The 21,914-nt window shown below is 71.6% G+C and carries 20 protein-coding genes; 7 read left to right on the top strand and 13 right to left on the bottom strand.

The genetic code is table 11. The features are described from left to right. Positions 1 to 7 precede the first annotated feature (7 nt). Positions 8 to 652 carry an HNH endonuclease family protein gene (locus tag QMK30_RS15030; RefSeq protein ID WP_283518377.1) on the bottom strand — a complete coding sequence of 215 codons (645 nt, stop codon included), beginning with the start codon at positions 650 to 652 and terminating at the stop codon, positions 8 to 10. Positions 653 to 916: 264 nt separating this feature from the next. Between QMK30_RS15030 and QMK30_RS15025 the strand changes: the two genes are divergently transcribed. Together QMK30_RS15025 and QMK30_RS15020 are read left to right on the top strand one after the other, a co-directional pair. Further along, a complete protein-coding gene (locus QMK30_RS15025) occupies positions 917 to 1,732 on the top strand; it encodes an ABC transporter permease (protein ID WP_502963144.1) in 816 nt (271 codons plus the stop codon). Positions 1,733 to 2,055: 323 nt separating this feature from the next. Further along, positions 2,056 to 2,637, top strand: a complete 582-nt coding sequence (locus tag QMK30_RS15020) for a TMEM165/GDT1 family protein (protein ID WP_283518375.1) — start codon at positions 2,056 to 2,058, stop codon at positions 2,635 to 2,637. A gap of 73 nt (positions 2,638 to 2,710) precedes the next feature. On the opposite strand, the gene QMK30_RS15015 is transcribed toward QMK30_RS15020, so the two are convergent. From QMK30_RS15015 to QMK30_RS15005, 3 genes are all read right to left on the bottom strand, one after another. Next, positions 2,711 to 3,373 (bottom strand): HAD-IA family hydrolase, encoded by a 663-nt coding sequence (locus tag QMK30_RS15015; protein ID WP_283518373.1) that lies wholly within the window; start codon positions 3,371 to 3,373, stop codon positions 2,711 to 2,713. A 126-nt stretch (positions 3,374 to 3,499) separates the two neighbouring features. Then, positions 3,500 to 3,685: a hypothetical protein gene (locus QMK30_RS15010; protein ID WP_283518371.1), complete on the bottom strand. Its 186-nt coding sequence runs from the start codon at positions 3,683 to 3,685 to the stop codon at positions 3,500 to 3,502. Positions 3,686 to 3,750: 65 nt separating this feature from the next. Beyond that, positions 3,751 to 4,854: a peptidoglycan-binding domain-containing protein gene (locus QMK30_RS15005; protein ID WP_283518369.1), complete on the bottom strand. Its 1,104-nt coding sequence runs from the start codon at positions 4,852 to 4,854 to the stop codon at positions 3,751 to 3,753. 151 nt (positions 4,855 to 5,005) lie between these two features. Here QMK30_RS15005 and QMK30_RS15000 point away from each other — a divergent pair, with 151 nt between their 5' ends. Next, positions 5,006 to 7,096, top strand: coding sequence for a DHA2 family efflux MFS transporter permease subunit (locus QMK30_RS15000; protein WP_283518368.1), 2,091 nt, complete (start codon positions 5,006 to 5,008; stop codon positions 7,094 to 7,096). A gap of 33 nt (positions 7,097 to 7,129) precedes the next feature. On the opposite strand, the gene QMK30_RS14995 is transcribed toward QMK30_RS15000, so the two are convergent. Beyond that, entirely contained in the window at positions 7,130 to 7,606 is a 477-nt protein-coding gene (locus QMK30_RS14995; RefSeq protein ID WP_283518366.1) for a GNAT family N-acetyltransferase, read from the bottom strand. A gap of 100 nt (positions 7,607 to 7,706) precedes the next feature. On the opposite strand from QMK30_RS14995, the gene QMK30_RS14990 reads away from it, so the two are divergent. Then, positions 7,707 to 8,369, top strand: coding sequence for a hypothetical protein (locus QMK30_RS14990; protein ID WP_283518364.1), 663 nt, complete (start codon positions 7,707 to 7,709; stop codon positions 8,367 to 8,369). Next, positions 8,369 to 9,055: a hypothetical protein gene (locus QMK30_RS14985; protein ID WP_283518362.1), complete on the top strand. Its 687-nt coding sequence runs from the start codon at positions 8,369 to 8,371 to the stop codon at positions 9,053 to 9,055. Before QMK30_RS14990 ends, QMK30_RS14985 begins: the two co-directional genes overlap by 1 nt. Positions 9,056 to 9,097: 42 nt before the next feature. On the opposite strand, the gene QMK30_RS14980 is transcribed toward QMK30_RS14985, so the two are convergent. Beyond that, positions 9,098 to 9,436, bottom strand: coding sequence for an antibiotic biosynthesis monooxygenase family protein (locus tag QMK30_RS14980; protein WP_283518549.1), 339 nt, complete (start codon positions 9,434 to 9,436; stop codon positions 9,098 to 9,100). Positions 9,437 to 10,046: 610 nt separating this feature from the next. Between QMK30_RS14980 and QMK30_RS14975 the strand changes: the two genes are divergently transcribed. Then, entirely contained in the window at positions 10,047 to 12,143 is a 2,097-nt protein-coding gene (locus QMK30_RS14975; protein ID WP_283518548.1) for a bifunctional glycosyltransferase 87/phosphatase PAP2 family protein, read from the top strand. Positions 12,144 to 12,300: 157 nt separating this feature from the next. Here QMK30_RS14975 and QMK30_RS14970 read toward each other — a convergent pair whose 3' ends face one another. Then, the gene (locus tag QMK30_RS14970) at positions 12,301 to 13,545 is read right to left on the bottom strand and encodes a cytochrome P450 (protein ID WP_283518360.1); all 1,245 of its coding nucleotides are present in this window, start codon (positions 13,543 to 13,545) and stop codon (positions 12,301 to 12,303) included. A gap of 235 nt (positions 13,546 to 13,780) precedes the next feature. Here QMK30_RS14970 and QMK30_RS14965 point away from each other — a divergent pair, with 235 nt between their 5' ends. Then, positions 13,781 to 14,950, top strand: a complete 1,170-nt coding sequence (locus QMK30_RS14965) for a steroid 3-ketoacyl-CoA thiolase (protein ID WP_283518358.1) — start codon at positions 13,781 to 13,783, stop codon at positions 14,948 to 14,950. 485 nt (positions 14,951 to 15,435) lie between these two features. Here QMK30_RS14965 and QMK30_RS14960 read toward each other — a convergent pair whose 3' ends face one another. The 6 genes from QMK30_RS14960 to QMK30_RS14935 all read right to left on the bottom strand — a co-directional run bounded on the left by QMK30_RS14960 (position 15,436) and on the right by QMK30_RS14935 (position 21,644). Continuing rightward, positions 15,436 to 15,843, bottom strand: a complete 408-nt coding sequence (locus QMK30_RS14960) for an aggregation-promoting factor C-terminal-like domain-containing protein (RefSeq protein ID WP_283518356.1) — start codon at positions 15,841 to 15,843, stop codon at positions 15,436 to 15,438. 309 nt (positions 15,844 to 16,152) lie between these two features. Further along, a complete protein-coding gene (locus QMK30_RS14955) occupies positions 16,153 to 16,986 on the bottom strand; it encodes an ECF transporter S component (protein WP_283518355.1) in 834 nt (277 codons plus the stop codon). Next, complete coding sequence (locus QMK30_RS14950) at positions 16,983 to 18,605, bottom strand: ABC transporter ATP-binding protein (protein ID WP_283518353.1); 1,623 nt, start codon at positions 18,603 to 18,605, stop codon at positions 16,983 to 16,985. The genes QMK30_RS14955 and QMK30_RS14950 overlap by 4 nt, the downstream gene beginning before the upstream one ends. Next, entirely contained in the window at positions 18,602 to 19,744 is a 1,143-nt protein-coding gene (locus QMK30_RS14945) for a CbiQ family ECF transporter T component (protein WP_283518352.1), read from the bottom strand. The genes QMK30_RS14950 and QMK30_RS14945 overlap by 4 nt, the downstream gene beginning before the upstream one ends. Next, positions 19,741 to 20,406 carry an SCO2322 family protein gene (locus tag QMK30_RS14940; RefSeq protein ID WP_283518351.1) on the bottom strand — a complete coding sequence of 222 codons (666 nt, stop codon included), beginning with the start codon at positions 20,404 to 20,406 and terminating at the stop codon, positions 19,741 to 19,743. The genes QMK30_RS14945 and QMK30_RS14940 overlap by 4 nt, the downstream gene beginning before the upstream one ends. Next, positions 20,403 to 21,644 (bottom strand): SCO2321 family membrane protein, encoded by a 1,242-nt coding sequence (locus tag QMK30_RS14935; protein ID WP_283518546.1) that lies wholly within the window; start codon positions 21,642 to 21,644, stop codon positions 20,403 to 20,405. The genes QMK30_RS14940 and QMK30_RS14935 overlap by 4 nt, the downstream gene beginning before the upstream one ends. Positions 21,645 to 21,914 lie beyond the last annotated feature (270 nt).

The raw sequence follows: 21,914 nt of genomic DNA, 5'->3' as shown, positions 1-21,914 counted from the left end.
GCGGGTCTCAGCAGTTGTTGAGGACGCCCTGCAGGGCGGTCTTCTCCGCGGCGTTCACCGTCAGCTTCCAGTGGTGCTTCACGTCCACCCACATCCGGGCGTACACGCAGCGGTAGGCGGTGCGCGGCGGCAGCCACTCCGCCGGGTCCTGGTCGCTCTTGCTCTGATTGACGTTGTCGGTGACGGCGATCAGCTGCGGCTGGGACAGGTCGTTGGCGAAGGACTGCCGCTGGGCGGTCGTCCAGCCGCTGGCGCCCGAGCGCCAGGCCTCGGCGAGCGGGACCATGTGGTCGATGTCGACGTCGGAGGCGGCGCTCCAGGTGGCTCCGTCGTACTCGGAGTACCACGTGCCACTGACCGCGGCGCAGGCGGCGTCCTGCTGGACGTTCGTACCGTCGCGCTTGAGTACGACCTCACGGGTGTTGCAGGCCCCGGACTGGGTGCTCCAGTGCGGGAACTTCTCCCGGCTGTAGCCGGTGGACGAGCCCTCGGCCTGTTCCGTCAGCTGGCCGAGGTAGGTGCGGGCGGTGGCAGCGCTGACCGGGGTCGGCGGGGCCGCCTGGGCGGTGGGGGCGGTGAGCAGGACGCTCGTGCCGGCGAGTGCGGCGGACGCGGTGAGGACGGCTATTCGACGCGCGTAGACACCTGACATGCGAACTCCCTTGATGTGGGGGGTGGCTTGGCCGTACCGCCCGTGGGGGCCCGGCCATCGTGTCGGCGCCAGGTTGCCTGGGGGTGGGCGCCAGGTAACAGGGTGACGACATGTGCACGTCACGACAAGCGTTCTGACGATCCGGCACCTTTCCTCCACGGGGCCGGTGTTGGCCGCGCGTCGAACCGGGTCGGCCGCGCTTCACCACCTCGGGTCGGCCGCGCGTCCGCCCGGACCCGGCCACCATCGGCCTAGGGTTGCGCCGTGCCCGTACCGGCTGATCCCGCATCCCGGCCGCCCGACTGGGCGGCGGCCCAGACGCTGCTGCCCGCCAACGCCACGCTCGGGGCCGTCCTCGCCGTGCTGCTCGCGGTCGCGGTGACCGTCGTCTCCTACGCGCGCCTCTCCGGGGACGGCGGTCGGGGCCAGGGCCGCGCGGTCGCCACCGCTGGGGTACGCGCCGCGCTCCAACTCGCCGCCGTGGCGCTCCTCATCGGCTGGGTCGCACGCTCCGGCTGGCTGCTGCTCGCCTTTCTCGCGCTGATGTACGCGGTGGCCGTGCGCACCGCTGGTCGTCGTATCACCGACAACGGGTCCTGGTGGTGGGCGGCCCTGCCGATCGGCGCGGGCGTCGCCCCCGTCGTCGCGGCGCTCCTGCTCACCGGGCTCGTCCCGGCCGTCGGCATCACGCTGGTCCCGGTCACCGGCATCCTCATCGGCGGTGCGCTCACCGCGTCGGTGCTGGGCGGTCGGCGAGCCCTCGACGAGCTCGCGCTGCGGCGCGGGGAGGTGGAGGCGGGCATGGCGCTCGGGCTGCTGGACCGCGAGGCCCGGCTGGAGGTGGCCCGCCCTGCGGCGTCCGACGCGCTGCTGCCGGGGCTCGACCAGACCAGGACGGTGGGTCTGGTCACGCTGCCGGGTGCGTTCGTCGGCATGCTGCTCGGCGGCGCCTCACCGCTGCTGGCGGGGGTGGTGCAGCTCTTCGTGCTGGTGGCGCTGCTCGCGGTGCAGGCGGTGGCGGTCGCGGTGGTCCTGGAGCTGGTGGCGCGCGGACGGCTCTACCGAGGCGTGGCGCCCTGACGGTCGGGCGGGGGTGTCGCGTGCCGGGACCTCCGGCCCCGACGGGCGGGTGTGTGGGCCGCCGGTAGGGACCTTCGGCCTGGCGGGCGGGTGCGGGCGTCGCGTATCGTGTACCGAGCAGAAGGGGAGTAGCTCTTCGCCGGACCGTCGACATACTGCTGAGCTCGCCTCAGCCGGCGCCCGGAGGGGGACTGTTTTCACGGTCCTCCAGCGAGACCTTCGGCCACAGTGTTGTTCCATGAACGCTGTCGTGCCGAAGTGACCCCTGAACCACCCAGGTCCTTTCGGTACGGGCAGCCCGACCGATTGAGGAACCCCCTTTCGTGATCAGCTTCACCATCATGGCGATCGTCTTCGGCACCGTCTTTCTCGCCGAACTCCCCGACAAGACCGCCCTCGCCGGCCTGATGCTCGGCACCCGCTACCGCGCCAGTTACGTCTTCGTGGGCGTCGCGGCCGCCTTCGCCGTCCATGTGGGCCTCGCCATCGCCGCGGGCAGCGTGCTGACCCTGCTCCCGCACCGGCTCGTACAGGGTGTCGTGGGTGTCCTGTTCCTCGCGGGCGCGGCTGTACTGCTGCTGAAGAAGGACGACGGCGAGGAACAGGTCAAGGCCCCCGCGGACCAGTCCTTCTGGAAGGTGTCCGGCGCGGGATTCATGCTCATCCTGGTCGCGGAGTTCGGCGACCTCACCCAAATCATGACGGCGACCCTGGCCGCGCGGTACGACGACCCGGTCTCCGTGGGTCTCGGCGCGGTGCTCGCGCTGTGGGCGGTCGCGGGCATCGGCATCCTGGGGGGTCGCACGCTGATGAAGTACGTACCGCTGAGCCTGATCACCAAGGTGGCGGCGGCGCTGATGCTGGCGCTCGCGGCGTTCAGCCTGTTCGAGGCGATCGCGGGCTGATCGCGGGCCGACGGCGACGGGCCCGCGTCGCGGTGTGCGATGCGGGCCCGCAGCGGTGGTCGTTTCATGGCTCTCAGTGCGAGATGTGAAGCTCCAGCGCGCCGTCCGCGGTCGGTACGACGCTGATACCGGTCAGGTCCGCGACGTGCGCGGTGGGGCTGTGCGCACCCGCGCGCGGGCCCACGCCCACCACGCGCATGCCGGCGGCCCGGCCGGCCGTGATGCCCGCCTCCGAGTCCTCGAAGACGATGCAGTCGGCCGGCGCGAAGCCCAGTTCGGCCGCGCCCTTGAGGAAGCCCTCCGGGTCCGGCTTGCTGGCTCCGACGAGCTCCGCGGTGACCCGGGTGTCGGGCATGGGCAGGGCGGCTGCGGCCATCCGGGCCTGCGCCAGCGCCTCGTCGGCCGAGGTGACCAGGGCATGCGGGAGGGCGGCCAGCGCGGCCAGGAAGGCGGGGGCGCCGGGGATCGCTACGACGCCTTCGACATCGGCGGTCTCCTCGGTGAGCAGCGTGCGGTTGTCCGCGTAGTTCTGTTCGACGGGGCGCTCCGGCAGCAGGACTGCCATCGTCGCGTAGCCCTGGCGGCCGTGCACGATTTTGAGTGCCTCTTCGGGGACCAGGCCGTGCTCCTCGGCCCAGCGGCGCCAGACGCGCTCGACCACCGCGTCCGAATTGACGAGCGTGCCGTCCATGTCGAGCAGGAGGGCGCGGGCGGTCAGGACGGTGGTGGCCGGCATCGGCGTACTCCAGAGCGGGGAGAAAGAGAGACAAGTGGCCTCCGCCCGCCGGTCAGGGAGTACGGGCGGAGGCCACTTTGTTCCTTGAGGATACAAAATACGTCGGCCGCGCGCCACCCCGCCCCCTCAGGGCACCGCCAGAGCCTCCGTGGCGGCGGGCGGAGAGGGCTTCGGGCGTCGCGGCTCCCGCGTCCCCGCGGACGGCGGCCCGCCGGGTCCGGACCCGCCTCCTGTGCGGCGGCGGAGCAGCCGGAAGATCAGGAGCAGCGGAATCACCAGGGGCAGGGCCAGAAACAGCCAACTCTTCGTCATCCGCCCACGGTCCTCCGCAGGCCCCGTACGAATCCATAGCCCGTTGGGACGGTCCGGACCCGCGCTCAGGTCCGGCCGGGCTCGTCGGTCGACGCCTCCAGGACGCGGCGGGTGTGCGGCCCGTAGGAGCCTTCGGGGTCGCCCTCGATGGACATGTACGACTGGTACGTCCGCACGGCCTGCTCCACGTCCGCGCTGTACGAGCCGTCGTCCGGCCCGTAGTACAGCCAGACCTGCCCCAGCCTGTCCTGCAGCTCCACCACTTCCGGCCCGCTGTCACCCAGGTTCAGCGCGTCGGCGGCGGGCTCCGGGGACGTCTCCACCGTGCCCGTCGCCTGCGCGGTGGAAGGAGCCGGTGGCGACGGCGGGGGGAGCGCCTTCGACGCGCTCGGAGCAGGGGTCGCCGATGAAGTGCGCGAGGGGGACGGGGACGCCGACCGCGACGCGGCGGCCGGGGCGGACGGCGTCCTGGACACGCGATCCGCCGGTGCCGACGCCGAGGCAGGCGCCACGGGGTCGTCGCTCGGGCCCGGCGCACTCGTCACCGTGGGCGGCAGCGCGCGGTCCCGCTCAATGTCCGTGGAGGACAGCCCGCCCGCGATCGCCAGCGCCCCCACCGTCGCGGCGGCCACCCCTCCCGCCACCGCCGCCCACAGCGCAGGACGCCCTCGACGGGGTACGGGCGGCTCCTCAGCGGGACCCGGCGGCCGGGCCGGGGCAGGGTCCGCAGCGCTTGAGCCGCCCCCCGGCCCCACCAGCCCCATCGGCATCGTGGACCCCGCCGAGCCTGCCGCCCCCGTCGGCAGCGCGGCCCCAGGCCCAGCGGGCCCACCGAGCCCGTCCGGAGCGACGACACGGTCCGGATACGCGCCCCCCGATGCACCACGCCCGTCCCCGTCCCCGTCCCCGTCCCCGTCCGCACCTCCGTCTCCACCCGCATCCCCACCCGTGTCCCCGGGCCGCACATCGTCATCCTGCGCATCGGGCTCGGGAAGCGTCACGTACGGCCTGATCCGCAGCGGGTCGAAGTCCTCGGCCGCCGCGATCTCGGCCGCCCTCGCGGCCCGTGCGGCCTCCACCGCACGCTCCGCGCACCCGCAGCCGGGTCCGTCACCGCCGGATGCGGCGCCCCGGTCCGTACCGCATCCGGGACATATGTGTCCGCTCATCGTGGGTCCCCTCCCTCGAACTGCCAGCGATTATGCAGACCCGGCGCAGGGATGCCCAGCAGGCCCGCCCGCACTCGGCAGGCCATATCGGGCCACACCGACCAGGATGGAAGGTGCAGCCGATCCAAGGAAACCCGAGGAGTGGTCATCCATGGCTCAGCCAGCGAGCGGCGCCGCAGCCGTGCTCCCCGCCGCGGAACCGGCCAACAGCCGACGGACGACCCTCGTCGCCATCGGGGCGCTGCTCCTCGGCATGCTGCTCGCAGCGCTCGACCAGACGATCGTCTCGACCGCACTGCCGACCATCGTCAGCGAACTCGGCGGCATGGAGCACCTGTCCTGGGTCGTCACGGCGTACCTGCTCGCCGCGACGGCGGCCACTCCGCTGTGGGGGAAACTCGGCGACCAGTACGGCCGCAAGAAGCTCTTCCAGGCCGCCATCGTCATCTTCCTGATCGGCTCCGCGCTGTGCGGCATGGCGCAGAACATGCCGCAGCTCATCGGCTTCCGCGCCCTCCAGGGCCTGGGCGGCGGTGGCCTGATGGTGCTGTCGATGGCGATCGTCGGCGACCTTGTACCGCCGCGCGAACGAGGCAAGTACCAGGGCCTGTTCGGTGCGGTCTTCGGCGCGACCAGCGTCCTCGGTCCGCTGCTCGGCGGGCTCTTCACCGAGCACCTGAGCTGGCGCTGGGTCTTCTACGTCAACCTCCCGATCGGCGTCGTCGCCCTGCTGGTGATCGCGGCCGTGCTGCACATCCCGGTCCGCGGCACTCGGCACACCATCGACTACCTCGGCACGTTCCTCATCGCCTCGGTCGCCACCTGCCTGATCCTCGTGGCCTCCCTCGGCGGCACGACCTGGGCCTGGGGTTCGGCGCAGATCATCGCTCTCGCGGTCCTCGGCGCTGCGCTCCTCGTCGTGTTCGTGGCCGTCGAGCGCAGGGCCGTCGAGCCCGTGCTGCCGCTCAAGCTCTTCGGGATCAGGACCTTCTCGCTCGTCGCGGTGATCAGCTTCATCGTCGGCTTCGCGATGTTCGGCGCGATGACGTATCTGCCGACGTTCCTCCAGGTCGTGCAGGGCGTCACACCCACGATGTCGGGCGTGCACATGCTGCCGATGGTCCTCGGCCTGCTGATCACCTCGACCGTGTCCGGCCAGATCGTCAGCCGTACGGGCCGCTGGAAGGTCTTCCCCATCGCCGGTACGGCGATCACCGCCATCGGCCTGCTCCTGCTGCACCGGCTGACCGCGACCAGCGGGACCTGGGAGATGAGCGCTTACTTCTTCGTCTTCGGCGCAGGGCTCGGCCTGGTGATGCAGGTGCTTGTGCTGGTCGTCCAGAACGCCGTCAGCTACGCGGACCTGGGCGTCGCCACCTCGGGTGCGACCTTCTTCCGCTCCATCGGCGCCTCCTTCGGTGTCGCCATCTTCGGCACGATCTTCACCAACCGACTGGTCGACAAGCTGGACACCACCCTGACCGGGCAGCAGCTGCCGCCCGGTATCGGCCCGGACCAGATCGCGGCGAACCCCCGCGACGTCACCCAACTCCCTCCCGCGCTGCGCGCGCCGGTGCTGGACGCGTACGCGACATCGATCACCGATGTCTTCCTGTACGCCGCCCCCGTCGTCGCGCTCGCCTTCCTCGTCGCCTGGCTGCTCAAGGAGGACAAGCTGCGCGGCGCGGTGACCGCGCCCGACGCCGGGCAGACGCTGGCGTCCAACCCCGTCGAGCGTTCCTCGTACGACGAATGCGCCCGCGCCCTTTCGGTGCTGGCGACCCGCGAGGGGCGGCGCGAGATCTACGTGAAGATCACCGCGAAGGCCGGCTACGACCTTCTTCCCGCGGCGAGTTGGCTGCTGCTGCGGATCAAGCGTGAGGGCGCCGTCGAACCGGCGGCGCTCGCCGAAGTCACCCCCGTGCCGCTCAAGTCCATCACCGACGCGTCCCGGCAGGTCGAGGAGCGCGGGCTCGCCAGGCGCGAGGGGATGCGGCTGGTGCTGTCCGAGAAGGGCGAGGAGGCCGCGGGCAGGCTCTGCAGGGCCCGCGAGGAGTCCCTCGCCGAACTGCTCGGCGACTGGTGGTGCCCGGACCGGCCGAGGGACCTGGTCAAGCTGGTAGAGGACCTGAGCGCCGAGGTGAGCGGCTCCGACGGCGACCGGCCGTACACCCCGGCGCCGCGCTGGGACCACGCGGCGGTGTCGACCCGCCACGACCGGCCTCCGCACCAGGACTCCTGACTCCTGACCGGGCGCGCCGAACCGTCCCGCCGGTTACAGCTCCTTGGCGAACCAGTGCTCGGCGTACGGCCCGTTGTTGAACGCCGGGACTTCCAGGAAGCCGTGCCTGGCATACAGCGCACGCGCCTCCACCAGGTCGTCGCGGGTGTCGAGACGGATCCGCTCGACTCCGAAGCCGCGGGCCGCCTCCTCGGCGACGGTCATCAGCAGACCGGCGCCGCCCTTGCCACGGAACGCGGGGCATACGTACACGCGCGTCAGCTCGGCGGTGTCCGCGTCCAGCACACGCACTCCGATGCAGCCGGCCGCCACCCCGTCGGCGCGGCCCAGGAGGAACAGTCCGGTGGGCGGCGCGAGCAGTTCGACCCCGTCGTCGGTCAGGCCGTCGTCGATCTCCTGGGCGGTCGCGGGACGCTCCCAGTACCGGCCCGCGACCTCGCCGTAGTAATCGCGGCGCAGCGCGGTCGCCTCAGGGGTGTCGAAGCGCTCGGGGGACACGATCCAGTTCATGGTCATCTCTGTACCTGAACCGTGGCTTGTTTGGCGACCGGTTTCCTGGCAACTCGAACAGTCGTAAGCCTTTGAAAAACCGACAACCGGGAAGGCAGCCATGTCCACAGTCTGGATCATCGCCCTGATCGCGGTGGTCGTCCTTGTCGTAGCCGCCGTCGTCATCGTCGGACGAGGCAAGGCCGGTGCCGGTGGTGGGCGCGGGCTGAAGCGCCGGTTCGGTCCCGAGTACGACAGGGTCGTGGCCCGCCACGACGGTGACACCAAGGCGGCGGATCGCGAGCTCGGTGAGCGCGTGAAGCGCCACGGCTCGCTCGAACTCCGGCCGCTGACCGCCGAGACGCGTGAACAGTACGTCGCCCACTGGGCCGGCGCGCAGGAGCAGTTCGTCGACTCCCCGCAGCGCGCCGTGGCCGAGGCCGACAAGCTGCTGGCCCGGCTGGCGGCCGACCGGGGCTTCCCGGACGGCACGCAGTACGACGAGCAGTTCTCCGCGCTGTCCGTGCACCACGCGGCGCAGGTCAACGGCTACCGCAAGGTCCACCGTGCGGCGCACGGCGAGAACAGCACGGAACAGATGCGTGAAGCGATGATCGAGGCGCGTGAGCTCTTCGAGGTTCTGGTCACCGCCAAGCCGGCCGACAGCGGCCAGCACCGTCCGCAGCACACCGAAGACGGCAAGGACCACAAGGGAGGCACCGGACGCAGTGGTGCCAAGTGGTCCCCGAGCCGGAGCGATCACGCGAAGGGTAGTGGTGCCTGATGAGGTACGAAGCGGAACGAGAGAACGACCCGAAGTCGCAGCCCCAGACGCCGCCGAGGCCGGACGGGCAGGGCGCAGTGCCCAGGTCTTCCGGCCAGGGCCGGGGCACCGGGGTCGGACAGGAGGGCCAGGGCGCCGAGCTCAGGCCCGATGAGCAGCAGGGCTCCGGGCTGAGGCCCGGGGAGCGAGGCGACGGACTGAAGCCTGAAGGTCCTGGACGGGACGCCGGGTTGAGGCCCAAGGTCCCGGTGCCGGACGCCGGACGGGGGCCGCAGGGCCAGGACGGTGCGCCCTCAGCCGCGCCCGGCCGCTCGGTCGGTGAGCCCGACCGGGCTCACCGACCGAGCGAGTCGCACCGGCCGACCGAGTCGCACCAGCCCGACCGGTCGCCCGCCGCAGGTACGGAGTCAACCATCGGCCGGCTGCTCCCGCAGGGCGAGCGCGAGAAGATCGGCCTGCGGCTGCAGCAGACGGTCAACACCTTCGTGGACGGCCCGCGCCGCTCGGTCGAAGAGGCCGACAGCCTCCTGGAGGAGACCGCCCGTCAGCTCACCGACACGCTCGCCGAGCGGCGCCGCACCCTGCGCACGACCTGGGCGGACGAGGGCCGCCAGGCCGAGACGGAGGAGCTGCGGGTCGCGCTGCGCACGTACCGGGAGTTGACGGATCGACTTCTGCAGCTGTGAGTGAAGACCTGCTGTGGTGAGTGGATGTACGGGCCTGAGCCCTCAGACATCCTTCTTCGGGGCGGCCTGCTGGACCACATCGAAGGACCACAGCGTGGATCCGGAGGCGGCGGGCTTGGGACGCTCGCCGCCTTCGCCGCTGCCCTGACCGCCCTGGTGGGCGGTCTTCATCGAGCCCTCCATCCATGCCTGGAAGGACGCCTCGTCGGCCCACCGGGTGTAGACGAGGTACTGCTCGGTCCCCTCGACGGGGCGCAACAGCTCGAACCACTCGAAGCCGTCGGAGTTCTCCACGGACCCGGCGCGCGAGGCGAAGCGCTTCTCCAGGATCTCGCGCTGCTCGGCGGGGACGGTCAGTACGTTGATCTTTACGACGCTCATGCCCCCATCCTGCCGTACGCCTCCCGGGCTCCGGCCGGCGTCAGGCCAGTGCCGGCGGCACGTACACCGGCGGCGGGGGAGTGACCGGGCGCCCCGGGCCCGTACGACCAGCAGCGCGCCCACCGCGAGCACCAGCAGCGGACCGCCGAAGGTCAGCAGCCACACCGGTACGCGGAGCGAGCCGAGCTGCAGGGCCATGAGCAGCAGGGCGACCAGCAGCGCCCGGTGGCGCGGAGTCTCCCGCGGCCCGGTTCTCGTCCCTGTCCCCGTCGTCCCTGGCGCCCCCCCCGCCATCCCCGTGTCCCTCCGCCGTGCCGTGGCGTTGTGCCTCCGCAAGATCTCGGACGGTGCGGCCGGGTGCGCGGTTCCGGCACCCTCGCGGGGCCGTCCGGGCGCCCCCTTTGTGATCCATGTCGCGGCGCCATGGCGGAACGGATCGCGATGCACCATCGTCCTTCGGACAAAACTGGATGACAGTCAGGCGAAGTGGGGGTTGCCTGCGTCTTGCGCACAGGGCAGTGCGAGGCTCTACGCACCATTCGAATGGTGCAGGCAAGGGTGGGAGGGGCAGCGCGACGTGGCGAATGCGGAGCAGGGCGGACCGGGCGGAATGCTCGGCATGGGGAGCAGGGTCGGGGCGGCAAGGGTCGCGCTGTGGGCGGTCGTGGCGATCCTGGCCGTACGGCAGATCGCGACAGTGCTGCGGACCCCGCCCGGCGAGCGCCTGACCGACCTGGAGACGTGGATCGGTGAGCGGGGCGTGCTGCATGTGGTGGGCTCGCTCTACGACTCCGACCGCTTCACCGGTACGCCCTTCGCGGGGCTTGTCCTGAAGCCACTGGCCCGCTCCGCCGAGCAGAACCTCGGCGTCGCCTGGACCTTCGGAACGCTGCTGCTCGTCGCCGTCCTCGGCGTCGTGGCCGCCCGCGCGCTGCCGGGGACCGTGTCGCGGCGTACGGCGCTGCTGGCGGCGCCCGTCGCGATCAGCCTGCTGATGCTGTCGCTGCCCGTGCGCAACACGCTCCACCTCGGCCAGACCAGCATCATCCCGGTGCTGTTCGTCCTCCTGGGCTGTTTCCAGGCGCGCGGCGAACGCAGCTCCGGCATCCTCATCGGCATCGCCGCCGCCCTCCAGCCCACCATGCTGCTGTTCGCGCCCCTGCTGTGGCTGACCGGACGCAGACGCGCGTCCCTCACCTCGGGCCTGACGTTCGCCGCCTGCTCGGCACTGACCTGGGCCGCGCTGCCGCAGGACTCCTGGACATACTGGGTGCACCACGTGGCGGGCGCCGGACTCGGCGCGCGCCCCGACAGCCTCGCCAACCAGTCGCTGCACGGCGCGCTGCTGCGCCTCGGTCTGGAAGGTCCGCTGGAGATCGGGCTGTTCCTGCTGCTCGGCCTGGCCGTCGTCGTCCTCGGCCTGCGGCGCGCCGTGCGCTACGCGAAGGACGGGCAGTTGCTGCTCGCCGTCGCGATCACCGGCTGCGTGGCGGTCGCCGTCTCACCGACCGCCTGGCAGCACCAGCTGCTGTGGGTGCTGCTCGCGGTCGTCGGCCGGGTGGGAAAGCGGGCCTCGGACCGGATGGTGTGGCCCGCGGCGGTCGTCCTGGTGATGACGCTGCCGGGCGAGATGCTGCTGCCCAACATGACGGTGCTGAACCCGGTCCGCGAGAACGCCCTCCTGGTCGTGGCGCTCGTCGCCGCGTGCGCGGTGCCCTTCGCGTCGCGGACCTCCCCGTACTGGCTCCAGCCCATCACCACCGACTACGCGAAGCCGGTGGCGTCCCGGTGGAGCCGGGTGCCGCTGATGCCGGTCTGGCGTCGGCTGCTCTCCCGCCCGAACCTGCTCCTCGAACTGCTGCTGATCCGCGTGGGCTACTCCGCGTACTCGCATGTGCGCCTCGCCGCCACGAGTGGCCGCCCCACCGCCGAGGAGAACGCCCGGCACATCCTCTCGGTGGAGCAGTTCCTGCACATCGACATCGAGCACTGGTTCAACCAGCTGGTCGTGCGCAACGGCTGGCTGGAAGACTTCTTCAACTTCTACTACACGTCGTTCCACTTCGTGCTGCCGCTGATGGTCCTCGGCGCGCTCTACATCCGGCGCCCCGCGGACTACCGCTGGGCCCGCAGCTCACTCGGCTTCGCGACCGTACTCGCGCTGGTCGGCTTCTGGTTCTACCCGCTCGCACCACCGCGCCTGATGGAGGGCCTCGGCTTCGTCGACACGGTGCACGGGCCGCAGGACTTCGCCAAGCCCGACTACGGGCTGATGACGGAACTCACCAACCAGTACGCGGCGATGCCCTCGCTGCACTTCGGCTGGTCCCTGTGGTGCGGCCTGACGGTGCTCATGGTCGCGCCCAAGCTGTGGATGAGACTCCTGGGCCTGCTGCACCCGCTGTTCACGATCGGCGCGATCGTCGGCACGGCCAACCACTGGGTGCTGGACGCGGTGGGCGGCGCGGCGGTCGTCGGAGCGGGCTTCGGCCTGACGTACGTGCTGTGCGGTCCGCGGAAGTTGGCGAAGGCGGAGAAGATGACGAATGTGTCGGGGGAGGGGACGGCGGTTGTGTCGTCCGCCCTGGCCGTCCCGTCGGTGCCGGAGAGCAGGGCGGAGGCGGACGGGGGCGCGTCGACCTCATCGCCCGCGTCGGCCGGGGGCGTGGAAGTGGAATCCGAAGCGGGCGTCAGTACGTCGAAGTAGCCGAGCAACGGGGTCGGACGCGGCCCGCTCGGGCGTCATCGCGCAGGCACGAGACCATCAGGAGAACAGGACGACCGTCAGCAGCCCCGTCTGAGCAGGGGCTGGCGGGGGCGTGGAGTTGCCCCCGCCACTCAGTTCTCGCCCAGGTCAGGTGGCCTCAGTCGCGGCTGACCTGGAGTTCCTTGATGCCGTTCAGCCAGGCCGAGCGCAGGCGGCGCGGGGCGCCCACCAGCTTGAGGTCCGGCAGGGCGTCCGCGATCGCGTTGAAGATCAAGTTGATCTCCAGTACGGCCAGTGACTTGCCCAGACAGAAGTGCGGGCCGCCGCCGCCGAATCCCAGATGCGGGTTGGGGTCGCGGGTGATGTCGAAGGCCTCCGGGTTCTCGAAGACCTCGGGGTCGTTGTTGGCCGAGGAGTAGAAGATGCCGACCCGGTCGCCCTTCTTGATCGCCTGGCCGCCCAGTTCGAGGTCCTCGGTGGCGGTCCGCTGGAAGGATACGACGGGCGTCGCCCAGCGCACGATCTCCTCGGCGGCGGTCTCGGGGCGCTCGCGTTTGTAGAGCTCCCACTGCTCGGGGTGGGTGAGGAAGGCGTGCATGCCGTGGCTGATCGCGTTCCGTGTGGTCTCGTTGCCGGCCACCGCCAGCAGAATGACGAAGAAGCCGAACTCGTCGGGCTGCAGGTTCCCTTCGCCCTCCGCCGCGACCAGCGTGGACACGATGTCCTTCGCCGGACACTCCTTGCGGGCGGCGGCGAGGTTCATGGCGTACGAGACGATCTCCATGGCCGCCTCGGTGCCGATTTCCTCGGTGATCGCGTACTCCGGATCGTCGTACGCCGCCATCTTGTTGGACCAGTCGAAGATCTTGGTCCGGTCCTCCTGCGGTACGCCGATGAGCTCGGCGATGGCCTGCAGGGGCAGTTCGACGGCGATGTTGGTGACGAAGTCGAAGGTGCCGTCCTCCTTGGCGTTCGTGAGCGCCGCATCGACGATCGAGTGGGCCCGGTCGCGCAGGGCGTTCTCCAGCGACCGGATGGCGCCGGGCGTGAAACCGCGCTGCACGATCTGGCGGACCCGGGTGTGCTCGGGCGGATCCATGTTGAGCATGATCAGCCGCTGTGCGTCGATCTGGTCGCGGCTGATCGACTCGTTGAAGCGGATGACTGCGGTGTTTGTGTGGGAGGAGAACAGTTCCGGGTGCGTGGAGACGTATTTGACGTCCGCATGTCGGGTAACCACCCAGTAGCCCGCGTCGTCGAAGCCGGAGATGCCGTGCGGCTGTGCGCACCACCACACCGGGGAGGTCTGCCGCATCTGTGCGAACTCCGGGTGAGGGACCCGGGATTGGAGCAGGTCGGGGTCGGTGAAGTCGAACCCGTCGGGCAGCGCGGGGCAGTGCATCGGCAACTCCATGTCTGATGGACCATCAGAAGTTGCCCGGAATGTAGTAACGAGTTCTACAAGTGGCAAGGGATTTGGCGCCAACTGTTGCGTGCGCGGCGGGCGCATACCGCGTGCAGGGCCCTTGCGCTACGGGGGCGCCACTCATAAGACTGAGGCGAGAACTAGAACGCGTACTAGTTCCAAGCCTGCCGTGGGCGCCGGGACGTCCTACGGGTAAGGAGAGGACGAGCTCATGGCCGCGGAACCCGTCATCGTCGAAGCTGTACGCAGCCCCATCGGCAAGCGCGGAGGCGCGCTCGCCAACCTGCACCCCGCCTATCTGCTGGGTGAGACCTACCGTGAGCTCCTCGGCCGCACCGGAATCCAGGCCGACTGCGTCGAGCAGATCGTCGGCGGTACGGTCACGCACGCCGGTGAGCAGTCCATGAACCCGGCGCGCAACGCGTGGCTCGCCATGGGGCTGCCGTACGAGACCGCCGCGACCACCGTGGACTGTCAGTGCGGGTCCTCGCAGCAGGCCAGCCACATGGTCGCCAACATGATCGCCGCCGGGGCGATCGATGTCGGCATCAGCTGTGGCGTCGAGGCGATGTCACGGGTGCCGCTGGGGAGCGGCTCCAAGCACGGTCCTGGCAAGCCGTTCCCCGAGGAGTGGAACGTCGATCTGCCCAATCAGTTCGAGGCGGCTGAGCGGATCGCGCGCAATCGCGGGCTGACGCGCGAACGCGTCGACTCGCTGGGGCTGTTGTCGCAGGAGCGGGCCGTGGCGGCGTGGGGCGAGGAGCGCTTCAAGCGTGAGACCTTCGCCGTGCAGGTGCCGACCACCGAGGAGGAGCAGGCGGCCGGGCAGGGCATGTGGCGGCTCGTCGATCGGGACGAGGGGCTGCGCGACACCTCGATGGAGGCGCTGGGGCGGCTCAAGCCCGTCATGCCGACGGCTGTGCACACCGCGGGCAACTCCTCGCAGATATCGGACGGTTCGAGCGCGATCCTGTGGGCTTCCAAGCGGATGGCGCGGGCGCTCAAGCTCAAGCCGCGGGCGCGGATCGTCGCCCAGGCGCTGGTCGGGTCGGACCCGCACTTCCACCTCGACGGGCCGATCGACGCGACGCGGGCGGTGCTCGGCAAGGCGGGGATGTCGCTCAAGGACATCGACCTGGTCGAGATCAATGAGGCTTTCGCCTCTGTGGTGTTGAGCTGGGGGCAGGTCTTCGAGCAGGACCTGGAGAAGGTGAATGTGAACGGCGGGGCGATCGCGCTGGGGCATCCCGTGGGGGCGACCGGGGCGCGGCTGATCGCTACGGCGTTGCATGAACTGGAGCGCCGGGAAAAGGAGTTCGCGCTGATCACGATGTGTGCGGGTGGGGCGTTGGCCACGGGGACGATTATTCAGCGGTTGTAGGGGGCGGGTGGCCCCCGGGGGTGCGGGTGCGGTGCGTGGGCGGGGTGCGGGTTGCCTGCGCCGCTGTTCCCCTACCCGCCCCTTCCCGAACTGGGGCTCCGCCCCAGACCCCGGTCCTCAAACGCCGGACGGGCTGGAGGGGCGGGGTGGGAGAGCGTGGGGGCGGCCCCACGTCCCGGTCCCGGTCCTCAAACGCCGGACGGCTGAAATGGGCGGCTGGAGTGGGCGGGGTCGGAGGACGAGAGGCGGTCCCACGCCTTGGTCCCGGTCCGCGAGCGCCGGACGGGCTGAGGTGGGGCGGGGCGCCGACGGAGCCCCGGAGGGGCCCCTGGTGGACGGGCCCCGGACGGACGGGCCCCGGACGGACGGCCTCCGGGCGGACAGGTCCCCGGGCGGGCTGGGCATGGGTGAAGGCCCCGTCGTGGTTGACCTTTCCCGGTCAATCACAACGGGGCCTTCGTGAGCCGAGTCGGTGGTGCGGCTGATCAGTACCAGCCGTTGGCCTGCCAGTGGCTCCACGCGCCGCACGGGTTGCCGTAGCGGTCGTTCATGTAGTCCACGCCCCACTTGATCTGGGTGGCCGGGTTGGTCTGCCAGTCGGAGCCCGCGGAGGACATCTTGGAGCCCGGCAGGGCCTGGACCAGGCCGTACGCACCGGACGAGGTGTTGCTGGCCTTGTGGTCCCAGCCGCTCTCGTGCTCGACGATGTTGTCGAAGCACTGGAACTGAGTGGCGTCCGCGATGATCTTCTTCGCGGCCGACTGCGGCGTCGCCGCCGCGGCCTCGGAGGTACCGCCGCCCATCACCACGCCCACGGAACCGAGCAGCACGGCAGCGCCGGCGGCCACGGACTTCGAGCGGGTGGTCAGGCGACGAGTGATCACAGAAGACACGGAGGAACCTAACGTCGGGAACAGGGGATGTCGCGGGGGTGGGCCGATTGCGGCGGCCTGCTTCACCCGGCGACTGCTCCAGTGGAGCAGAGTGGACATGTCGTGGCAATTACGCCTCTTACTAGTCGAACCGGTTAGGCGGGCAGAAAGGACCTGCAGTGGTATTGGCGCTGTCTGCGCAGGTCGCGGCCTCATGGCAAGATCCGCCAGGGGGTGATCGCGGCTACTAACCGGGCTCGTCGAGGACCAAGGTCCTGTGGGCCGCCTCACCGCTGCGGGGCATTTCCGTCACGGAAAGCGACGTACTGCCTACGGCCTTTGGGTCTCGAATGTGACCGCCACCTCGAAAGCCGCCCGGCGGGTGGCCCGGCGCAGCGCCTTCAGGACCGTCGCGCCGATGGTGAGGGTCAGGACGACGGTGAGGACGGCCCGGCCCAGGTCCCAGCCCAGCGACGTGGCCGCGCAGTAGGCGAGGAAGCGGGCCAGGTTCTCGTGCACCGGGTCGCCGGGGTGGAAGGAGACACCGGAGGAGAGCCCGCCGATGTACGTCCACCCCTGGAGGTTCATGATCGTGCCGTAGAGGAAGGCCGCGACACAGCCGTATGCCGCCAGCATCAGCAGCTCGGCGCGGCCACGCAGCCGCTCCGCCCCCGGCAGCAGGCCCGCGCCCATCGTGAACCAGCCCATGGCCAGCATCTGGAACGGCATCCACGGACCGACGCCGCCGGTGAGCAGCGCGGAGGCGAACATCGTCACCGAGCCCAGCACGAAGCCGAAGCCGGGGCCCAGCACCCGCCCGCTCAGCACCATCAGGAAGAACATCGGCTCCAGACCGGCGGTGCCCGCCCCGAGCGGGCGCAGCGCGGCCCCCACGGCGGCCAGTACGCCCAGCATCGCGACGGCCTTCGCGTCGAGTCCCGAGTCGGCGATGGTCGCCACGACGACCGCGACGAGGAGTGGGAGCAGCGCGGCGAACAGCCACGGCGCGTCCTTCGAGTGGGCGAGCCCGGACGCGGAGTCGGCGAGCAGCGGCCAGCCGAACGCGATCACCCCGATCACGCTGATGAGTAGCAGTGCGACGACGGCCCGCGGGCCCAGCCGCACGGCCCGCGGGCGGCGATCCGCCCCTTTCTGTCCACTCATACGGCGGCCTCGGGGGCAGTCAGCGCGTCCCGTACCTGCGACACGGTCAGCCACTTCTGCGGCGCGAGGATCTTCGCGACCTGCGGGGCGAACGCGGGCGAGGACACCACCACCTCCGGCGTCGGCCCGTCGGCGACCACCTCGCCGTCGGCGAGGATCACCACCCGGTGCGCCAGCTCCGCCACCAGCTCCACATCGTGGGTGGCGAGCACGATCGCGTGCCCGTCCGCCGCAAGACCGCGCAAGATCGTGACGAGGCGGGCCTTGGCCGCGTAGTCCAGGCCGCGGGTCGGTTCGTCGAGCAGCAGCAGCGGGGGCCGCCCGGTCAGTACGACGGCGAGGGCCAGCGCGAGCCGCTGCCCTTCCGACAGGTCCCGTGGATGCGTGCTGTCCGGTACGTCAGGGAGCAGCGCGGTCACCAGTGCCCGGCAGCTGCCCGCCTCTGCGCCGGTGTCCCCGTCGGCCGCCGCGCACTCGGCGGCGACGGTGTCGGCGTACAGCAGATCGCGCGGCTCCTGCGGTACGAGCCCGACGCGGCGGATCATCTCGCGCGGCGGGGTGCGGTGCGGGACCTTCCCGCCGACACGCACCGCGCCCGACGTCGGCTCGTGCATGCCGACGAGCGCGCCCAGGAGCGTCGACTTGCCCGCGCCGTTGCGGCCCATCAGCGCGACGGTCTCGCCCGGCCGCACCGACAGCGTCACCCGGCGCAGCGCCTCGGTCCGCCCGCGCCGCAGCGTCAGGGCGTCGGTCTCGGCGACCGGTGCGGCGGGCGGCGGCCCGGGCGTGGCGGCGGGCGTACGGTCCGTGAGGCGCTCCCGCAGGCCGGCGGCCCGGCGGCGGGCGTCCCGTACGGACAGCGGCAGCGGGTCCCAGCCCGCGAGCCGCCCCAGCGCCACCACCGGCGGATGCACCGGTGACACGGCCATGACGGCGGCGGGCGCGCCGAGGACGGGCGCCTCGCCGGGGCCGGGCAGCAGCAGGACCTGGTCGGCGTACTGCACCACCCGCTCCAGGCGGTGCTCGGCCATCAGTACCGTCGTCCCCAGGTCGTGCACGAGGCGTTGCAGTACGGCCAGCACTTCCTCGGCGGCGGCCGGGTCCAGGGCGGACGTCGGCTCGTCAAGGACCAGCACCTTCGGGTGCGGGGTGAGGACCGAGCCGATCGCGACGCGCTGCTGCTGGCCGCCGGAGAGCGTGGCGATCGGGCGGTCGCGCAGCTCGGCGAGACCGAGCAGGTCCAGGGTCTCCTCGACCCGGCGCCGCATCACGTCCGGGGCGATGCCCAGGGACTCCATGCCGTACGCCAGCTCGTCCTCGACGGTGTCGGTGACGAAGTGGGCCAGCGGGTCCTGGCCGACGGTGCCGACCAGGTCGGCCAGCTCACGGGGCTTGTGGGTGCGGGTGTCACGGCCGTCGACGGTGACCCGGCCGCGCAGGGTGCCGCCGGTGAAGTGCGGGACGAGCCCGGAGACCGCAGTCAGCAAAGTCGATTTGCCGACTCCGGACGGGCCGACGAGCAGGACCAGCTCACCCTCGGGCACGGTGAGATCGACACCCCGGATCGCGGGCGCGGCGGCGTCGGCGTAACTGACCGACACATTCTCGAACCGGATCACTGGCCTGTCCTTTTCCCTGTGTCTGTCGCTGCCGGCTCCCTGTGTGCTGCCGGATCCCTGTGCGCCGGGGCCACGAGGGCCGGCAGCAGGCCGATCAGTACGGACGCGGCGGGCCACAGCGGGAACTCCGGCGCGACCAGCGGCACCACACCCGGGTGCAGAACCACCGGGTCGTAACTGCCCGCCCAGATCATCAGCCCCCCGACCGCCGCACCCGACCCGGCCACCAGCCACGCGCGCGTGCCCCACAGATCGGGCCGGTAGCGGGTACGGATGCTGCGCCGGCCGCCGAGCCGCAGGCCCGCCATCGCGGCGAGCAGTCCCACGGCGAGCACCGGCAGCCCGAACCCGGCGCCTTCGGCGGCCAGCAGCCCGTAAGACCCGGCGCATACGCCGAGCAGCCCGCCGATGGTCAGCACGGTCGTGGTGTGCCGCACGGCGGGCGGGACATGGGCGCTGCGCCCGTAGCCGCGTGCGTCCATCGAAGCGGCCACCGCGACCGACCGCTCCAGGGCGCCCTCCAGGACCGGCAGCCCGACCTGGAGGACGGCCTTGATGCCGCCCGTGGGGCGGCCGCGCAGCCGGCGCGCGGTGCGCAACCGCAGTACGTCGGCGACCATGTTCGGCGCGAAGGTCATCGCGACGACGACGGCGACCCCGACCTCGTACAGCGCGCCGGGCAGCGACTTGAGCAGCCGGGCAGGGTTGGCGAGCGCGTTGGCCGCGCCCACGCAGATGAGGAGGGTGGCGAGCTTCGAACCGTCGTACAGGGCGAAGACCAGTTGCTCGGCCGTCACTCGGCCGCCGATCCGCACCCCCTTCGCCCAGTCCGGCATCGGTACTTCGGGCAGCGTGAACAGTGTGTGGGTGCCGGGAATCGGCGAGCCGAGGAACACCGAGAACAGCAGCCGGATCCCGATGACCACCAGGCCGAGCTTGACGAACGCGCCGTACGAACGGGCCCACGGCGCGTCGGTGCGGCGTGCGGCGACGACGTAACCGGCGACACCCACCAGCAGCCCGAGGAGCAGCGGATTGGTGGTTCGCGACGCGGCGGTGGCGAGCCCGAGCGCCCACAGCCACCAGGCCCCGGCGTGCAGGGCGTTGCTGCGGTTCGCCTCGGGCGCGCGCAGGGTCACGGTCGTCCGCGGCGGCGGCGGGCCTGCCACACACCGGCCGCGCCGAGCGCGAGGACGGCGGCGAGGCCGACCAGGATCCCGGCGGAGGGGCCGCCGTCGTCAGGTGTGCTCTCCGGCGCCGGGGCCGTCTTCTTGCCGCCGCCGGCGGCGACCTGGTCCCCGCAGCCCGCCTTGGGGTAGCCGGAGATCGCACACAGCAGCGCGTCGCTGTTGTACCGCAGCGGCTTCGCCACCGCGGCGAGCGCCTCGGCGCTGGTCGCGTCCGGGCCGATCCGGGCACAGGCGGTGCGCGCCGCGGGCGGCCGCTCCCCGTCGGGCGCGTCGGCCGCCGTACCGAAGTCGATGACCAGCGCGACCCGCTTCGCGTTGTCCTTGGCGGGGGTGGCGCCGCAGATGGCCCGGAAGTCCCCGGCCCCGCGCGGCTTCGCGGCGTCCTGCGAGTCCTGGCTCACGGCGAACCGGAAGCCCTGGACATCACCGTCGGCGGGCCTGGCGGTGGACGGACCCTGGGTGGCGTACGTCCACTTCCCGCCGCCGCCCTGGTCCCAGAACGACCAGTACCGGTAGCCGGTCGCCGCCTGCGCGGACCCCGCCCCGCCCAGCACCGCGAGCGCGGCGCACAGGGCGAGGAGGAGCGCGACCTGACGCGTACGCGTCCTCACCGCTGCTGGTTCTTCTTCTTGCGGCCGCTGAACAGGATGCCCGCGCCCGCACTGGCGACGAAGACGATGCCGACGATCCACCAGGCGCCGAAGCCGCCGTCGTCCTTCTTCTCGTCCTTGTCACCGGCCGGCTTCTGTACGGACTCGGGCGCGGGCCCGGTCGCGTTGAGCGCCTTGACCAGGTCGGCTCCGCCGAAGGACTTCGGGTCGGTGCCGGTCGCGTGCGCGGCGAAGATCAGCTGCGCGTACGCGGCGGGCCCGCTCTGCTTCGCCCAGCCGGCCGAGTTCTTCTCCAGCCAGGTCAGCGGCTTCCGCGCCTGCTCGGCCCCGCCCTGCGCGGCCAGCGCGACCACGGCGTCCGCGGTGTTGCCGAAGTCCGGCAGCGGCTTCGCGTCCTCGGCGCCGGGCATGGGGGGAGTGTCGAGGTGGCCGGTCTTGGCGAGGGTGGTGGCCAGGTACGCGGCGCCGTTGCCGGACGTCATGGCCGGGGTCGGCTTGCCGCCCTGGGTGCACGAGGCCTTCTTGCCGCCGTCCTTGCCCTCGACGACCAGACCCTTGCCGAGCGTGCCCAGCACGGCCGCGGCCGTCGCGTCACCGTTGGGCGCGAGCTTCCCGGCCTTGTCCGGCTGGTACGCGAACGCGCCGCCGCCCGTCTTCGCGTCGCACGGGATGGCGAACGTGCCGAGCGCGTCGAACGGCGACCTGCTCTTCTGCGACTTCACCTCGCCCGGCTTCTCGCCCGTCGCGGCGAGCGCGCCGATCACGATCGACGTGGAGTTGGAGTCGGTCGGGGCGCCGGGGCTGTAGCTCCAGCCGCCGTCCGGGTTCTGGGTGGACTTCAGCCAGTCGACGCCCTTCTTCACGACGGCGTCCTGCCCGCCGAGCGCGCCGAGCGCCTGCACGGCGGCCGCGGTGGCGTTGCTGTCCACCATGGTCTTCGCGTTGCACGGCTCGGTGGCGTCGGCGCGGAACGCCGGGAAGCCGCCGCTGTCGCACTGCTGCCCGACCAGCCAGTTCACGGCCGTCGCGGCGGGCTTGACGCCCACGGTGTCCTGGGCGAGCAGGGCCAGCGACTGCCGAAAGACACCGTCGTACGTGGGGTCCGTCCTGCCGTACAACCCCGACGGGATCACGGGCTTGGGCGACGGAGTGGGCGCCGCGACCGCCACCGGGCCGGCGGTTGCGCAGAGAACGGCGGAAGCGGCGAGCACGGTGGCTGCGCTGCGGCGAAAGGTCATGACGGGCGGGGGCCTCTCCTGCTGGCGGAGCCGGGCACAAGCACGCAGGACCACGCACCGGGCGCCGGCCCCGTATACCTCGACGGTGCCGAGCCAGTCATGCCGGACCGGGCGTTCCGACTCACCGCCCTGGTGCGGGCGGTTCACGGGATGAGGTCTCCCCTGCTCGAACGGAGCCGAGAGCTCGGGGAAGGGTCAGCGCCGGATTCGCACCGGCTTCCCCCTGTACGGGCATGATGACGACTCGCACACTCTACCGGCCCGTATCGT

Source organism: Streptomyces sp. H27-C3 (assembly GCF_030063415.1).
Classification (GTDB): Bacteria; Actinomycetota; Actinomycetes; order Streptomycetales; family Streptomycetaceae; genus Streptomyces.
Note: the sequence above shows the minus strand (reverse complement) of the source record. Positions and strands in the feature narration are given on the sequence as shown.

What these genes read in the sequence shown, in the direction of transcription:
- QMK30_RS15030 (WP_283518377.1), bottom strand. Translation starts at nt 652, where the DNA reads ATGTCAGGTGTCTACGCGCGTCGAATAGCCGTCCTCACCGCGTCCGCC.
- QMK30_RS15015 (WP_283518373.1), bottom strand. Translation starts at nt 3,373, where the DNA reads ATGCCGGCCACCACCGTCCTGACCGCCCGCGCCCTCCTGCTCGACATG.
- QMK30_RS15010 (WP_283518371.1), bottom strand. Translation starts at nt 3,685, where the DNA reads ATGACGAAGAGTTGGCTGTTTCTGGCCCTGCCCCTGGTGATTCCGCTG.
- QMK30_RS15005 (WP_283518369.1), bottom strand. Translation starts at nt 4,854, where the DNA reads ATGAGCGGACACATATGTCCCGGATGCGGTACGGACCGGGGCGCCGCA.
- QMK30_RS15000 (WP_283518368.1), top strand. Translation starts at nt 5,006, where the DNA reads ATGGCTCAGCCAGCGAGCGGCGCCGCAGCCGTGCTCCCCGCCGCGGAA.
- QMK30_RS14995 (WP_283518366.1), bottom strand. Translation starts at nt 7,606, where the DNA reads ATGAACTGGATCGTGTCCCCCGAGCGCTTCGACACCCCTGAGGCGACC.
- QMK30_RS14990 (WP_283518364.1), top strand. Translation starts at nt 7,707, where the DNA reads ATGTCCACAGTCTGGATCATCGCCCTGATCGCGGTGGTCGTCCTTGTC.
- QMK30_RS14985 (WP_283518362.1), top strand. Translation starts at nt 8,369, where the DNA reads ATGAGGTACGAAGCGGAACGAGAGAACGACCCGAAGTCGCAGCCCCAG.
- QMK30_RS14980 (WP_283518549.1), bottom strand. Translation starts at nt 9,436, where the DNA reads ATGAGCGTCGTAAAGATCAACGTACTGACCGTCCCCGCCGAGCAGCGC.
- QMK30_RS14975 (WP_283518548.1), top strand. Translation starts at nt 10,047, where the DNA reads ATGCTCGGCATGGGGAGCAGGGTCGGGGCGGCAAGGGTCGCGCTGTGG.
- QMK30_RS14970 (WP_283518360.1), bottom strand. Translation starts at nt 13,545, where the DNA reads ATGCACTGCCCCGCGCTGCCCGACGGGTTCGACTTCACCGACCCCGAC.
- QMK30_RS14965 (WP_283518358.1), top strand. Translation starts at nt 13,781, where the DNA reads ATGGCCGCGGAACCCGTCATCGTCGAAGCTGTACGCAGCCCCATCGGC.
- QMK30_RS14955 (WP_283518355.1), bottom strand. Translation starts at nt 16,986, where the DNA reads ATGAGTGGACAGAAAGGGGCGGATCGCCGCCCGCGGGCCGTGCGGCTG.
- QMK30_RS14935 (WP_283518546.1), bottom strand. Translation starts at nt 21,644, where the DNA reads ATGACCTTTCGCCGCAGCGCAGCCACCGTGCTCGCCGCTTCCGCCGTT.